Source organism: Methanosarcina sp. 1.H.A.2.2, assembly GCF_000979975.1.
Classification (GTDB): Archaea; Halobacteriota; Methanosarcinia; order Methanosarcinales; family Methanosarcinaceae; genus Methanosarcina.
In genome coordinates this window covers 61909-76354 of sequence record NZ_JJQL01000030.1, presented here as the reverse complement: position 1 = coordinate 76354, position 14446 = coordinate 61909, and the positions used below count along the sequence as shown (strand labels likewise).

Annotated in this window: 13 protein-coding genes and 2 tRNA genes; 10 read left to right on the top strand and 5 right to left on the bottom strand. The window is 41.5% G+C overall.

Annotated features, from left to right (window positions below; translation table 11 throughout):
- Window positions 1–106 precede the first annotated feature (106 nt).
- Together EO93_RS04700 and EO93_RS04695 are read right to left on the bottom strand one after the other, a co-directional pair.
- Window positions 107–181 (bottom strand) — tRNA-Met (locus tag EO93_RS04700).
- Window positions 182–249: 68 nt separating this feature from the next.
- Window positions 250–324: transfer RNA gene (locus EO93_RS04695), tRNA-Met, on the bottom strand.
- Window positions 325–648: 324 nt separating this feature from the next.
- On the opposite strand from EO93_RS04695, the gene EO93_RS16745 reads away from it, so the two are divergent.
- The gene (locus EO93_RS16745) at window positions 649–840 is read left to right on the top strand and encodes a hypothetical protein (RefSeq protein WP_082098431.1); all 192 of its coding nucleotides are present in this window, start codon (window positions 649–651) and stop codon (window positions 838–840) included.
- Window positions 841–950: 110 nt separating this feature from the next.
- Here EO93_RS16745 and EO93_RS04690 read toward each other — a convergent pair whose 3' ends face one another.
- Window positions 951–1796, bottom strand: coding sequence for a protease inhibitor I42 family protein (locus EO93_RS04690; protein ID WP_048161273.1), 846 nt, complete (start codon window positions 1794–1796; stop codon window positions 951–953).
- A gap of 601 nt (window positions 1797–2397) precedes the next feature.
- Here EO93_RS04690 and EO93_RS04685 point away from each other — a divergent pair.
- Entirely contained in the window at window positions 2398–3345 is a 948-nt protein-coding gene (locus EO93_RS04685; protein ID WP_235284111.1) for a formyltransferase family protein, read from the top strand.
- On the opposite strand, the gene EO93_RS04680 is transcribed toward EO93_RS04685, so the two are convergent.
- Window positions 3327–4109, bottom strand: a complete 783-nt coding sequence (locus EO93_RS04680; protein ID WP_048132267.1) for a winged helix-turn-helix domain-containing protein — start codon at window positions 4107–4109, stop codon at window positions 3327–3329. The two genes, EO93_RS04685 and EO93_RS04680, sit on opposite strands and share 19 nt — an antisense overlap.
- A gap of 341 nt (window positions 4110–4450) precedes the next feature.
- On the opposite strand from EO93_RS04680, the gene EO93_RS04670 reads away from it, so the two are divergent.
- The 4 genes from EO93_RS04670 (at window position 4451) to EO93_RS04655 (ending at window position 7790) form a co-directional block, all read left to right on the top strand.
- The gene (locus EO93_RS04670; protein WP_048132263.1) at window positions 4451–5176 is read left to right on the top strand and encodes a phosphoribosyltransferase; all 726 of its coding nucleotides are present in this window, start codon (window positions 4451–4453) and stop codon (window positions 5174–5176) included.
- Window positions 5177–5638: 462 nt separating this feature from the next.
- Window positions 5639–6097, top strand: coding sequence for a Zn-ribbon domain-containing protein (locus EO93_RS04665; protein ID WP_048132260.1), 459 nt, complete (start codon window positions 5639–5641; stop codon window positions 6095–6097).
- Between the two features lie 262 nt (window positions 6098–6359).
- Window positions 6360–7121, top strand: a complete 762-nt coding sequence (locus EO93_RS04660) for a hypothetical protein (protein ID WP_052735382.1) — start codon at window positions 6360–6362, stop codon at window positions 7119–7121.
- A gap of 15 nt (window positions 7122–7136) precedes the next feature.
- On the top strand, window positions 7137–7790 hold the full coding sequence (locus tag EO93_RS04655; RefSeq protein WP_048132258.1) for a hypothetical protein: 654 nt from the start codon (window positions 7137–7139) through the stop codon (window positions 7788–7790).
- 36 nt (window positions 7791–7826) lie between these two features.
- Here EO93_RS04655 and EO93_RS04650 read toward each other — a convergent pair whose 3' ends face one another.
- Window positions 7827–9272, bottom strand: coding sequence for a nitrous oxide reductase family maturation protein NosD (locus EO93_RS04650; protein WP_048161271.1), 1446 nt, complete (start codon window positions 9270–9272; stop codon window positions 7827–7829).
- A gap of 537 nt (window positions 9273–9809) precedes the next feature.
- On the opposite strand from EO93_RS04650, the gene EO93_RS04645 reads away from it, so the two are divergent.
- The 4 genes from EO93_RS04645 to EO93_RS04630 all read left to right on the top strand — a co-directional run bounded on the left by EO93_RS04645 (window position 9810) and on the right by EO93_RS04630 (window position 13958).
- The gene (locus tag EO93_RS04645) at window positions 9810–10502 is read left to right on the top strand and encodes an ArsR family transcriptional regulator (protein ID WP_048161270.1); all 693 of its coding nucleotides are present in this window, start codon (window positions 9810–9812) and stop codon (window positions 10500–10502) included.
- Complete coding sequence (locus EO93_RS04640) at window positions 10499–12763, top strand: CDC48 family AAA ATPase (RefSeq protein WP_048161269.1); 2265 nt, start codon at window positions 10499–10501, stop codon at window positions 12761–12763. The genes EO93_RS04645 and EO93_RS04640 overlap by 4 nt, the downstream gene beginning before the upstream one ends.
- A gap of 138 nt (window positions 12764–12901) precedes the next feature.
- Entirely contained in the window at window positions 12902–13426 is a 525-nt protein-coding gene (gene hsp20 / locus EO93_RS04635) for an archaeal heat shock protein Hsp20 (protein WP_048132251.1), read from the top strand.
- Window positions 13427–13460: 34 nt separating this feature from the next.
- The gene (locus EO93_RS04630) at window positions 13461–13958 is read left to right on the top strand and encodes an Hsp20/alpha crystallin family protein (protein ID WP_048132249.1); all 498 of its coding nucleotides are present in this window, start codon (window positions 13461–13463) and stop codon (window positions 13956–13958) included.
- Window positions 13959–14446: the final 488 nt, after the last annotated feature.

Sequence of the window (14446 nt, the reverse complement as noted above, 5' to 3'; positions counted from 1 at the left end):
TAATGAGTGCCCGGATATAAAAAATAGAGGTACGGTACAAAACCTGAGCTAATGCAAAATTATTAAGTACAAAAAAATGAAACCAATTCCTAAAAAAATTGTTTGATAGCGGGGGATGGATTCGAACCATCGGTCTACGGGTTATGAGCCCGTCGGGATCTCCTGGCTACCCCACCCCGCTACGGGGCTTTTCGCTTTTTTGACCAAAAAGATATACTTCAGGAAAAGAGTTATCTGATAGTTTTCCGATAGCGGGGGATGGATTCGAACCATCGGTCTACGGGTTATGAGCCCGTCGGGATCTCCTGGCTACCCCACCCCGCTACGGGGCTTTATAGGTCAGGCATCTTGCCTGAGACAACTACCTGAACATACTAACGATTACTTATATACTTTTCGCTTGACCCCCCGGTCTTTCCGTATAGTTTGGAAAATTTATCTCCGCAGGCGGGAAGACTCCTTCCTCAAAAATCTGAGCCGTTAGGCAAAGATTTTAGGGAGGGGTAGTTCACTTTTCGGTTTTAGAAGCTTTACGGTTTCAACCCAACTTTACCAGGTTTTAGTTCAAATTTCATCTCTGGTAGCTCTTCGGGGCTTTTAGGGGCTTTTCGGGAAAGATATTTGAAAGCCTGAGTCCCATATTATATTATGACCAGATGTTTGTTTTGCGGAGCCTATTGTGAGGTAAAATGCGGGGTCTATTGCGAAAGCTATTCCGGAAACCCGGAAGAAATAGAACACAAGGAAGATGTAAATATACTTGGGTGTACCCAGATAGGCACGTCGCATGTCTGCGACAGTTGTCTCAAAGACTTAAAACAAGCTCTGGGACTCCCGTGAGGTCGCTGGAAAAAGAGGCTGCATCTTACATAAAATATTTTTTTTTCATGCCCCGGCTCTCTTACATGAATGAAAAAAGGTGGAGGAGGCATGAAAAGCGAGACTGCAGTTCAGACCACTTTGACATTAAGTGTAAATTTGTCTTCCGTGCCAGTTTCATTTTCCCAGTATCTTTTATATACCGCTGTTATCTGCTGGTTTCCCTCTGAATCGGCTTTGATTTCCCACTGACGAACCCCTCCGGCCCCAACAAGAGGCTCTTCGCCTTCTTTAGATTCCGGGGGATAGTATTTGTCCGAAATCTGACTGAGTCCCTGGCTCAGGTTGAGTTCCCAGGAATAGCCTGTAGTCTGGTTTTCCTTAAGTTTCAGGTAAAAAGTCTCTCCTTTTTTGAGACTTATGGTCGTTCCGTTGTCAGACTCGGTTATTTCCTGCTGTCCAGATGGCGCAGGACCTGGCAATTCATCTAACGTGTTATCAACCGCAAGTTCGAATGACCCGGTTACTCCGTTAACGTTTACAGTATAGTTTCCGGCGCTGAGGCCCTGTACATCAAGAGGAATCGTTGTTGTAAAGTTCTCTATAGCCTGGGTACACATTGCATCTTTTGGACGCTTTGTAGTGATAGTGATATTGAAATTATTTCCTTCCCTTTCAGTATTTATTTCGTCAATCTCAGTGCATCCGTCAGGCAGGTAGCCTTCTGATATCACTTTTATCTGCACGGGGAAAGATTCCAGAGTCAGAATTTCAATACTTTCTACGTTTGCCATACCATATATGTATTCTTCATTACTTGTATTCTGACCCTCGTTTGCTGGACCTTCTGTCTGGTTATCCGTCGTATTATTCTGCTCGTCCTCAACACAGCCGGAAAGAGCAACTGTAAATATCATGAACAGGACTGCAATCAGTCTAATAGTTTTTACAGAACTGCTATTTATCCTTCTTTTCATTTATCTCCCTCTTGTTTCTTCAAATTTATATATGGAAGGATAAGACTGTTTGGATTTATCCTTTGCTTAAACTTCAGTTCTGTTCGCAGCTTTAACAGTAAGTTTATTTTTTCTTTTGAATAGCAATAGCCCTGCCACTTTTTCGAGTATACATAGTCCTGTAAAGATTCTAATAATCGATAGCAACAGATGATGTTATAGAACTCCACTCATTTTTTCATCTTAATAAATAGGGAAATTGAAACACCCGGGTTTACAGCATTAAGTTTTCTCATATTTTTTATTGTATGAACTACATTCCTCTCTTTAAGATGAATTGTTTTTGTAATAATCTAAAATAATATACGGAACTGGCTCAGGCAGGCTTTTAATTTGAGTCCACAAAACATAGATAGCTAAAATCTGCTTAAGTAGTCAGCTTAAGTAGTCAGCTTAAGTAATCAGCTTAAGTAATCAGCTTAAGTAATCAGCTTAAATAATCAGCTTACGGTGCGAGTTGGCTTAAGGTGGGAATTAAAGGAGGAGTTAAAAAAGTGCCTTTAGCAAGCTTTACTTTTTTCCGGTGTCAAATGAAATTTTTGGTGGGATTTGATTGAGGGTTGTGGTTATCACACAGGGCATCACGCAAGTTTTACAATCAGTTATAGACTCGAAACACGAAGTGGTGGGAATTGTTGATTGTGCCCCAACAAACGAACCAAATAAATTTCTCAGAGCAACAGGAATGTTTCTTACAGGTATTCACTATTCGTTTACCTCGAATCCTTTAAGCTTAGAACTGTTCTCCAGAAAACTGCAGATCCCTTATTATTATCTCAGAAAAGGGGACAGTAAGAATCTGGAAAAATGGATCCGGTGTGTGGAACCTGATCTTATCGTTATATATTCTATGTCTTACCTGTTGAAGGAGAATATCTTCAATATTCCTTTATATGGTACTATTAACCTTCATCATTCGTACCTTCCGGAGTACAGGGGACCAAATCCGCTGTTCTGGGAATATTATGATTATATACTTGATCCCGGTATAACCCTCCACTATGTGGATAAGGGAGAAGATACAGGGGATATCATCTGCCAGGAACGTGTCTTTATAAGTTCTGGGGAGAAACTCGAAGAAACCGGTCAAAAGTTAGTCTCTACCGGAATTAAACTGCTCTCAGAGGCGATGGAGGCTCTTGAAAACGGGAGTGTTGGGATTAAACAGCAGCCAGTTGACACTCCAACACGAAGAGCCAGAAAAATCAAACCCGAAGAATATAATAAGCTAATAAAGTGGGAGGATTGGAGTGTCGAGAGGGTCTTTCATTTTTTAAACGGCACTCCGAAGTATCATTCTACTCTGTTGAAGAAAAACAGCCTGTACAGGCTGGGGTTCAGTATCAGGGTTCTTGATTACGAAAATTGCAATACTTCCGGATATAATGTCGGTGATCTCTATAAAGAAAAATCAGGATCTTTTTTCGTCTGTAGAGACGGAAAAATATATGTTGAGATAAAGCCTTCTCTCGATAACCTTTTTACCAAAATTTATCCCTTTATCTCCTGAGCCTGATCTTTATAATGGAGAATCAGATCTTCAGCCCATTTCAAAGGAGCAGGTTCGAAGCTTATGACACTCTCCTGATCATAGGCTCCTTTCCATGTAAGGAAATCAGCCATCATGAAATGTTCGGTTTTTGTCAGCATGGCTATTTTTACTTCGTCAGCGCAGACAAAAAGTCGCTTCTTTTCCTGGTTCAGATAAAGTTTTAGTTCTTTTTCAAAGTCGTTTTTTAGCCTTTCATAAATTCTTTTTGTTACTATAAGGGTAATTTCAGCATCGTTATTCTCAGTCCGCAGAAACGTCTCCAGAAATACCGGATGGAATATCGAAGATAGAGATAGTATGTTTGTTGATTTTTCCATATTTTCCAGAAACACTGCAGGAGTCTCGAAAATTTTGTCGGGATCGGGTTTTACAAGAGAATAAGGTTTTAATTCGTTAAGCCTCTTAAGAAAGGCTGGAGACAAACCAGTCAGATCACGCTCCTGCCAGAAATCCTTATGTTCCTCAATAACCTCAAGAATGTCAATCAGGGGTTTCATTTTTTCGACCAGAACTTCTGCCAGAGGGGTAAGCCTGTATTCCCTATCCTCCTGCAAAACTAGAAACTCCTCCTTTAATTTTTTGATCTGGGGAAGCATCCCTGTCGGGGTAACATTAAGAATATCTACGATCTCTTCTAGTGTTTTCCCTCCGTCTCTTAGAAGGAGTAAAAGGTCCTTTCTTTTCTGGGACATAAAGAGCAGTTCTATCAGCATTTTATCCATTGGTCTCACTTTCCAGATTCCCTTTTCTACTGGAGAATTTATTTTTTACTCCTCCTGAACTCATGGAGTTTTCTAAAAGGAGGCTGTTCTTTCCGGAAATAGTATTAAAGGTCTTTAATTTAAGGGTCTTTAATTTAAAGACTTCTTTAAAATAATAGTTTAACTGCGTCATATTAAACAGACAAGGCTTTTAAATTTGTTTTTAAAGCATTTCTTTTTTAGTCTTTTTCGGAACTATTTTTTTAACAAGATAAGAAAACTTAAAGTCTATGGTCTGAATTATATAATCTCGAAGGTAGAGTCTGGAAACAAGTGCTCCTTAAACCGTAAATTTCCTTTCAATGTACCGGGTTCCGGATCCGGGAGGGTTTTACATAGAATCGTTTAGATGTGTGCTTACTAACTGGGATTACATTTACAACCTGTGCCGAAACATTTCAAGAGAAATCAAAAGTTCGGGGTATGAGCCGGACGTTATTATCGCGCTTGCCAGAGGAGGCTGGTTTGCAGGACGTGTGCTGTGTGATTTCCTGGGGCTTGATGACCTGTCCAGTCTGAAAATCGAGCACTACATTGGGACTGCAGCTATTGACACTGGTGAACCCTATATACGGTACCCTCTCTCAAACAATGTAATGGAAGGCAAAAAAGTGCTTATCGTAGATGACATTGTAGATACCGGGGAAAGTATGATCAGTGCTAAGGCTTACGTAGAATGCAGGAACCCAAAAGAGGTCCGAACCGCTTCCTTACAATACCTGGGGAGCTCGAAAATCGAGCCTGATTATGTAGGAGAGCGGCTTGAAGACTGGGCCTGGATTGTCTATCCCTGGAATTTTATGGAAGACATGATAAGTATTCTGGCAAAAAGCATGAGAAAAAATCCTCAAAAACTCTGGAGTCTTGAAGATCTTAAACACAGCCTCTACGTAAACCATGCCCTTGACCCCGTAGTTTTTGAAATCACTCAACCTGGCAGGCTTCCGGAAGTTCTGGAAGAAATGGTTCGAATCCATAGAACCAGTTCTGAGGTTATTGATGGGAAGGAGTACTGGAAACTTCTATAAAAAGGTCTACTATTTGTTTGTACATAGTTAGTTTGTGCATAGTTAGTTTGTGCATAGTTAGTTTGGGTATCATCAATTTGCATATTAATGGCTTACATTAGATACCAGGAAAACTAAGAATTATGCCTTCTACTGATAAAAGGAGGTTTGCAGCCGGTAAGGGTAAAACGTCCCCCTTTTCAAAAGCAAATCTTTCGTTTAAAACTACTACTAAAAAAGTCGTAAATACAAATATACATATTTATTAAAGGTATTTATTCAAGAGACCATTTAAGGTATACTGATATAAGTGCCAATCTCGTATAAAGAGTAAATCTCATATTTCGTTAAGGCACCCATTTAAGTCACTCATTTAATATAAATTTAAGACATGTACCTAAGACATGTACCAAGTAAGCTATTTACTGTACGGTTATAAGACTTGCAGCAATTAAGTTCATATTATTGATTACCGGTGAACTCATGCCCCATAGATGTACCAGATGCGGAACCATTTTTGAAGACGGGGATTCTGTAATCCTCAGCGGCTGCCCGAGCTGCGGCTGGAATAAGTTCCTCTATGTGAAAATAGAACCAGAAGGTTTGGAAAACCAGGGAAGGCCCGCTCTGGAAGAACAAAAATTGGATCTGGAAGCCTCTCTGGACGAGGCTGTCAGGAATATTGATGAGGCCCTTGCATCTGGAGAAATAGACAGGGGGCAGCAATCAGAAAATGAAAACAAAACTGAGGAAGAGAGGGTGGAATCTGTAAGGATTCTCGGGCCTGGCTCTTATGAACTTAATCTGGATTCCCTTTTAGAGCGAAAAGAACTTGTTATGGCAATCAGGGAAGAAGGTTCATATGCCCTCCACCTGCCCTCTGTTTTTAACCAGCAGAAGGAAAGACAAAAAGATAAATCAAAAGCAAAAAAGCATAGATAATTCTGATCATTTTCTTTTTTGTCAACCTTTCCATTTTAATCTCATCTTCAAAACTTTTTCACGTTCTTTAATGCTCTATTCTTTCAGTCTAACTTTTTATACTTATTTCTCTTATCCTGAAGTTTTTTTATTTCTTTTATTGGCGTTATAGTGCCAATGTACAAAAGTATGAACTAAAAGAACAAAGTTCTTCTAGGAAGAGCGCAGATCTATTCTTGGTTGGAGTGTTTGTTATTTATTATCTCCAAGTTGGGGGATTCGAATGAAATTAAGTAGTACAATAATAGTACTTACAGCCTTCCTGACTCTGGCTGCTTTTTCAGTATTTCTGGTTTTAGCTGATGACAATAGCAAAGCTAAAACTTCTGAATATTCTGGAACGCAGCTTGATGAAATTGTTTTTAATGAAAGCTCCTTCAAGGAATTTTCAGGAATCCCTGGAGACAATATCGTTCAGAAGATCGAGATTCAGGATAGTTCGCTTGAGTTCCAGGGACACTGGGATGGGTTTGAAACTGTTACAATAGATGTTCAGGAATTCGAGAATGCCGCTACAAATGGGAATGTTAATCTCAGGTTATTGGAGAGAGATTTTGAAGTAAAAATCGAGGAGATTTCCAGACTTAACGGAGGGAAGTCATATCGCTATTCGGGGTATGTTAAAGGAATCCCTCAAAGTAAGGCAACTTTCTATGTATGCGGTGAGCTATTTAGCGGTTCCATAGAGTTTGAAGACCTGATGTATAATATTGCAGTTACCTCTGAGCAATATAATGGGAAAACTGTTCATACTGTATTTATAATTGACTGGAAACAAGATCAAGAGAGGCTCATACACTCGTTGAATCCCATCAGGCTCATTTTTATCTCTGGTTCAGCAGGAAGTTTTTCTGAGATTGAAAAATGTACGGTCGATGAAGACTGCATATTCGAAGAAATAGCGCCCGGCTCATCTAACATACTGCATATCGACCTCATAGACCACCCGGAATCTCCGATGGCAACCGGGATTGAATCTGCCTGAGGAGGTTTAATACATATGCAGGAAAAAGCAAAAAGTGTAATTGCAATCATCATTGGCATGGCAGTATTATACTGTGCTCTTCCTCTATTCTATGAGACTTTTAATTATTATCCTCCCATGAAAGAGGATACGCCTTACAGAAGGACTGTACAGATATGGAACACTCTTACAAATCAAAGAGTAACCCTTGACACTGAAATTCCTTCAATACCTGTAAATCAGCTTCCGGTGTATCAGGGGAAATCTTCCTCAAGCACCCTGAATGTCAGTTTTATTAGCTCCAGCGAGTCTTATAATAACAGATCTACCGGGGAAATCTATTTCCTTGTCACGAATAATGAGATTGCGGAAAGCAGGTTTAACTTAACCGATAGTGCTACTGATCTGGAATCCATACAAATAGCAAGTTTTCAAACAATGGGTTTCAATGACTCCGGTAAATACATAATCCAGCAGGTAAGAAACAGAAACTTCGTCACTCAGAAGGGTAATCTGCCGATGTTTTCACTGGGAAGGATCAGGATCACTGATGTCAAATTTGTTTATTTCAACGGTTTTGACACTTATCCCTACAGATATGACGGTCAAACTACATATTACCCGACCTGGAAAGTCACGGCTGAAACCTCAAATTACGGGGATGAAGTTTTGATGATTAAGGCATTTTAACGACCGGGTAATAAATGTTGCCCGGTATCTCATACCTTATAGCCATTTATCCTGTTTTTCCAGATCAGGTCTCTTATCCCTTTTTCTTTTCATGATGATTGATGCCATCCCAACAGTGGCTATTGTCATAAAGCAACCGTTGAACGGCATCTCTCTTAACCGCGTCCCCGGCTCTTTCCCCATTTCCTGTGAACTGCCTTCAGGTGTGCTGAGTTCACTGGAGCCAATAAGAGTATCATCGGAACTGACCAGAACCTTTCCCAGCTGGTTTGAATCTATACTATTATCTTCAAGCTCATTATTGCGGCTCGCTTCCGCAAGAAAAATTCCGTATTTTCCGTTTGAGTATATCGAATTATTCTTCAGCATATTGTTGTCACTTGAAATGCCGATGTAGATGCCGTAAGCCGTGTTATTTGAAGCGGTGTTGTTGCTCAGGATATTGTCACCTGACCCTCCCCATTCAAAAATAGCATCATCATCAATTTCAGTTCCCTCGTTCCAGAGATGAATTCCGTTTGCATTATTCCGGTTCACGAAGTTGTTATTGAGAATATTATAGTCACAGTCCATCAGGCCGATCCCGTGGTTTACGTTATTCGAAGCATTATTGCCGTTCACTGTGTTATTATTAGAGTAAAGTAAAAAGATGCCATCCATGCCATTAAAGTTTATAGTGTTGTTTTTCAGGGTGTTGTTCTTCGAAAATCCAATCAAGATGCCGTTTCTTTTGTTCAAGTTTACTGTGTTATTGCTTATTGCATTGTCAGCAGAAGATTCAATGCCTATTCCGTATTTCTCATTATCCAGTATGGTATTGTTCCTTATGGTGTTGTTATTTCCCTGGATTTCAATGCCTATTGTGTTTTCGGAGACTGTATTTCCGTCTATCGTGTTATTGGCGGAAGAATAAATTATTAAAATTCCTGCGATATTGCCTGACGCATGATTGCTCCTGACCGTGTTGTGGTCCGAAGACCTGAGTATAATGCCAGCGTCGTTGTTCTTCGGAAGCTTGTTGTTAATAAGGGTGTTGTTGCTGGAATCAATTAAAAGAATACCTTCCCTGTTGTTTGAGATGTAGTTGTTATCAATTATGCAGTTCTTTGTCCCGTCAAGATAAATCCCATATTTATAGTTCCCCGGAATTCCCGAGGCATCTTTTATTTTAAATCCTCTAATTGTCACATTATCCGAAGCAACTTTGAAAACATGCTCTTTTTGAGTGGCAGCCAGGACGATGGTATCTTCCGGATTTCTGGATTTTGATATGATTCTTAATTCCCTGTCGACGACAATATTCTCCTTGTAAGTGCCGGGATAAACGAGGACTGTGTCTCCTGGATTTGAATTATTTATTGCTTTCTGTATTGATTTGTAATCCCCTTCCCCACCGTTGTCCACTTCAATGGTATCTGCTGATGTTGGGCCTGTCAATAACAGAAAAATGAGTCCGATGAAGACGCAAATTTTGATTTTCACATTCCGGTTTAGATACAACAGAATCCTTCCTACCAAGCTCGCTTTTTCAGTTAAAATAAGTTTCTTATGTTATTTGTTTATTGTGGTTTTTTGCTCTTCGCAGTTTTTTTCTATCTTCTTTTTAGCGATTTTCATACAAAGCGCGGGTCTCAATAACATCTATATACTATGCATGCTAACTAAAGGTTACTAACTAATCATTACTACTTCACGGTTAGTTCAAATTCAGTATTAAGATAAGAGCTCCCTTACAGGGGGTTTTCAGTAAAATTCTACTTTGGGGAATTTACTCAATCTCCGAGCCCGGGGATCAACGTACACAGGAACGCAACTGAAAAACAGGCAAGGAAAAAAAGCACTGCAGGAACGTAGCCGAAAATCGTTGTTAAAGGTGTGATGGCTGTAATGATTATACCTCATAAACATCATAATCCTTTATCTGAAAGACGCAGAATAAGTTAAAAGCCAGAACCTGTTGCTTTGGCATTCGTTGCTGGAATACATCATAACATTTCAGGAATCACAAGAGGGAAAAACATGGACCCGGCAAAATTACTTGACATCCTGGGGAATGAAAACCGCAGGAAGATAATTCAGCTTCTTGCAAACCGCCCCTGCTATGTCAGTGAAATTTCAGGCAGGCTGGGGGTAGGACCAAAGGCGATTATCAGTCATCTGAGCTTGTTAGAACAGGCAGGGCTGATCGAGTTCAGTGTGGATGAGCAGAGGCGCAAGTACTTCAATATTGCAAATAACATGAGGCTTGAGGTTTCCGTATCACCTTATGCATATACAATGTCTCTTCAGGACATTCATTTTGACAGGGAGAATAAAGGGGAAAGATCTGCTGTCGAGAAGAATGAAACTGTTGCTAGAGATGAATCATCCTGCTTCTTCCTTAAACTGAGCGACAAGCTCCGGGAACTTAAAGCAAGGCAGGAAGAGCTTGTGCAAATGCAGAAAAAGCTACAGGTTGAATATACGGAACTGATGGACAGATGCCTGGACTCAATTGAAGAGGTTGCCAGAAACCCTGTAGAATGTGAGCTCCTGTTCGAGCTTCTGAAAAATGAGGCTACATCGGCTGTCCTCTGCTATAACCTGCGTCTTCACCCTAGCATTATAATGTCTAACCTTACGGACCTTGCAGAAAGGGGTTTTGTTGAATACACGATTAAAAATAACCAGCAGTACTGGAGAGTATGTGAGACCGGGGTTGAGAATAAATGACTGAAGAAATGAATCTGAGAGTAGCTGAGGCGTATCATAAAGATGTGGGTAGGGGAATTGCAAGAATCGATATCCTTCTGATGCAGCAAATGGATCTTGTGAGCGGAGATATAATTGAAATCTCAGGTAAATCCAGGACTTATGCAATTGTCTGGCCTAATGTCGAGCGCGGGCAGGAGAACAGGATCAGAATAGACGGAAACCTGCGCAGCAATGCAAAGGTTGGAATTGATGACAGGGTTACGATCCAGAAGGTCCAGGCAAAGCATGCGCAAAGGGTCACACTTGCTCCATCCCAGCCTGTCAGGCTTGTGGGCGGCGCCCATTACATCCTGAGAATAATCGAGGGCAGACCTCTGAACAAAGGTCAGCAGATCAGGGTTGAAACTGTAAATAACCCCCTTACTTTCATCGTAGCATCTACAAGACCCACAGGGCCGGTTGTTGTCACCAAAGACACTGAAATTGTTATCAAGGAAAAATCATTTGAGGAAATCAAGGCTCCGGAAGGCATCTCATACGAGGACATCGGGGGGCTCAGGCGGGAAATTCAGCTTGTCAGGGAAATGATTGAGCTGCCAATGAGGCACCCTGAACTCTTCCAGAAGCTGGGAATTGAGCCTCCTAAAGGAGTCCTTCTTCACGGCCCTCCCGGAACGGGGAAGACGTTGATTGCAAAGGCAGTCGCAAGTGAAACTGATGCCAATTTCATCACCATAAGCGGTCCTGAAATCGTTTCCAAATATTATGGGGAAAGTGAACAAAAGCTCCGTGAGATCTTTGAAGAGGCTGAGAAGGATGCACCTTCCATTATCTTCATAGACGAAATTGACTCCATTGCTCCCAAACGCAGTGAAGTTACCGGAGAAATGGAACGAAGAGTAGTTGCTCAGTTGCTCTCCCTGATGGACGGGCTCAAGTCCAGGGGGGAAGTCGTGGTCATAGCTGCCACAAACCGCCCTAATTCCATTGATGAAGCTCTCCGCCGCGGTGGAAGGTTTGACCGGGAAATTGAAATTGGAGTTCCTGACCGGAACGGCAGAAAGCAGATTCTCCTGATCCACACCAGAGGGATGCCTCTTGAAGATGAAGTGAACCTTGGTGAAATTGCAGATGTGACCCATGGTTTTGTGGGAGCGGACCTGTCCTCGCTCTGCAAGGAGGCCGCGATGCACGCCCTTAGAAGGATCACTCCTGAAATCGATATCGAAGAGGAGATCCCACAGGAAATCATTGACAACCTGGTGGTTACGAAGGAGGACTTTAGGGAAGCCCTGAAGAACATCGAGCCTTCGGCCATGCGAGAAGTCTACGTTGAAGTTCTGCATGTGGGCTGGGATGATATAGGCGGCCTTGAGAAAGCAAAACAGGAACTTATCGAGTCTGTGGAATGGCCCCTTAAGTATCCCGAAATGTTCAGGGCTGTCAGTATAAAGCCTCCGAGAGGTGTACTGCTTTTCGGGCCTCCGGGGACAGGCAAGACTTTGCTCGCAAAAGCTGTTGCAAGCGAGAGTGAAGCCAACTTTATAAGTATAAAAGGCCCCGAACTGCTCAGTAAATATGTGGGTGAATCCGAGCGTGCAATCCGGGAAACATTCCGAAAAGCAAAGCAGTCTGCCCCGACTGTAATTTTCTTTGATGAGATTGACTCCATTGCTCCGGAAAGAAGCTCTGTTTCCGATACTCACGTCTCCGAAAGAGTGGTAAGCCAGATCCTTACAGAACTTGACGGGGTAGAGGAACTCAAGGACGTGATCATAGTTGCTGCTACAAACCGGCCGGATATGGTAGACCCTGCTCTCCTCAGACCTGGCCGTTTTGACAGGCTTATTTACATCAGGCCGCCCGAAAAAGAAGGCAGGGAGAAGATCTTTGAGATCCACACAAAAGAAAAACCTCTTGCAGAAGACGTAAACCTCTCAGAACTTGCTGATCTGACCGAGGGATATGTGGGTGCGGATATCGAAGGAGTCTGCAGGGAAGCGGCAATGCTCGCCCTCAGGGAAATAGTTACCCCCGGTATCAACCGAAAGGACATCCAGGAGAAGATAGGGGACGTTAGGCTTTCCAAAAAACACTTTGAAAAAGCAATCCGCCGTGTAAAGCCTACAATATCCAGAGAAAACCTGAGTGCGTATGAGAAGAGTGCCGAACTCTTTGCCAGGTATGCAACTGAGTTTGAGGAAGAATCTTCCGAAGCAAAAGAACAGGAAAAGGAAAGCGAGGGAACAGAAGTTCCGAGTTTTCCGCAGTCCGAATGAGGCTTTGCCTGACATACCGGTTAATACCGGTCTTTTTAATTTTAGTGGAAAATAACCATTTCAATTAATAACCTTACTGATTTGGGTAATACTCACTTAAGAAACTCAAGACGCATAACTTAATAATGATGTGATGAGATGGACAGAGACAGGAGAAAAAGAAGTTTTTTCGATGAAATATTCGGAATTGATCCCCTTAAGGACATGGACGAAATGTTCGAGCGCCTTAGCAGGGCTATGGGCATGAGTATGGATAACTTCGGGCAGCACCCTTTTGTTTACGGTTTTTCCGTAACCCAGCGGGCAGGGGAAGAGCCTGAAATCCGGGAATTTGGGAATATCCCTATGTTTGAACAGATGGAAACCGGAGAAAAACGCTATCTTGACATAAGAAAACCCCTTATTGATGTACTGGAATCCGAGGAAAAAGTCCACGTGGTTGCCGAGATGCCGGGCATCGAGAAAGAAAACATTCAACTGAACGCAACTGATTTAATACTTGACATCGAAACATTAGATGGGAATCCAAAATACTCCGAACGTGTGGAACTGCCCGTAAAGGTGGACCCCCAGAGTGCTAAAGCCACATATAAAAATGGTGTGCTGGAAGTTACCTTTAACCGGCTGGAGTCCAGTTCCCGAACTTCAATCGATATAGAGTGATTTTTCGGGAGCGAGAGGAAAATCAGAGGTAATAATGGTGGGCATAAGAAAAAGAAAGGATTTCTTTGAAGATTTTGGGTCTGAACTTTTTGACAACCTGGAAGAGATGATCGAAGCCCTCCTGGAAGAAATGGGAGAGTCCGTTCCCTTTGTTTACGGATTTTCTATCATTCATCGCCCGGGGGAAGATACTGAACTCCGGGAATTTGGAAACGTTCCGGAATACTCTCAAAAAGAAGAGAACTTCTTTGCCTCAGAAACAAAAGAACCTTTAATTGATATATTTGAAAACGAGGACATGGTGCACGTACTTGCAGAATTTCCGGAGGTTGAAAAGAAAGATCTCCTGCTGCACGCTACCGCTCAGCACCTTGAAATTAAAGTCATTGGGCTTTCTGAATATTCGGAAGACGTGGAACTCCCTGTCCTTGTGGATCCGAAGAGTGCAAAAGCAAGTTACAAAAATGGAGTGCTTGAGGTTACCTTCAGGCGCTGCCCCGAGGAAAGTCCTGTAGCAATAGAGATCAATTAATTCGAAAAGACAGAGGACCGTTTCAGGGCGAAGGACAGGAAACAAAAGCCTGAACCCTGATAAATATGTTGAGTATAGAATCAGCATATAGAAGAATTATTATTTTTCTTCTCATATTATAGAAGAGAAAATAATTCTGAACCTTTTTTCATATTATAGAAGAGAAAATAATTCTGAACCTTTTTTCTCATCAGGCTCGTATTTACTGGCGTTTTACGGATCTTTGTGTTTAGTTTGCTGTACCTTTTTAACTTAGCATGGGCAGTTTTTAAATTATCCGTCCTTTTGCAATGCTCTTGAAATTTTTTAAGTACGCCCTTTATATTTTTTAATTTTTATTCTTTTATCGAGAATCCATTCCTTAACACATTTCTAGAACATTTCTCTGACCGTTTCAAAACCAGAAGGTTTCGAATAATTATGTTAGATATACTCTTTTCCTTTTTGTGACCTTTTTTTGTCCGCTGTTTCTTTTTTTTGACAAAAAA

Bases quoted from the DNA above. Each gene is read 5' to 3' on its own strand.
- EO93_RS16745 (WP_082098431.1), top strand. From the start codon at position 649: ATGACCAGATGTTTGTTTTGCGGAGCCTATTGTGAGGTAAAATGCGGG.
- EO93_RS04690 (WP_048161273.1), bottom strand. From the start codon at position 1,796: ATGAAAAGAAGGATAAATAGCAGTTCTGTAAAAACTATTAGACTGATT.
- EO93_RS04680 (WP_048132267.1), bottom strand. From the start codon at position 4,109: ATGGATAAAATGCTGATAGAACTGCTCTTTATGTCCCAGAAAAGAAAG.
- EO93_RS04670 (WP_048132263.1), top strand. From the start codon at position 4,451: ATGTACCGGGTTCCGGATCCGGGAGGGTTTTACATAGAATCGTTTAGA.
- EO93_RS04665 (WP_048132260.1), top strand. From the start codon at position 5,639: ATGCCCCATAGATGTACCAGATGCGGAACCATTTTTGAAGACGGGGAT.
- EO93_RS04660 (WP_052735382.1), top strand. From the start codon at position 6,360: ATGAAATTAAGTAGTACAATAATAGTACTTACAGCCTTCCTGACTCTG.
- EO93_RS04655 (WP_048132258.1), top strand. From the start codon at position 7,137: ATGCAGGAAAAAGCAAAAAGTGTAATTGCAATCATCATTGGCATGGCA.
- EO93_RS04645 (WP_048161270.1), top strand. From the start codon at position 9,810: ATGGACCCGGCAAAATTACTTGACATCCTGGGGAATGAAAACCGCAGG.
- EO93_RS04640 (WP_048161269.1), top strand. From the start codon at position 10,499: ATGACTGAAGAAATGAATCTGAGAGTAGCTGAGGCGTATCATAAAGAT.
- hsp20 (WP_048132251.1), top strand. From the start codon at position 12,902: ATGGACAGAGACAGGAGAAAAAGAAGTTTTTTCGATGAAATATTCGGA.
- EO93_RS04630 (WP_048132249.1), top strand. From the start codon at position 13,461: ATGGTGGGCATAAGAAAAAGAAAGGATTTCTTTGAAGATTTTGGGTCT.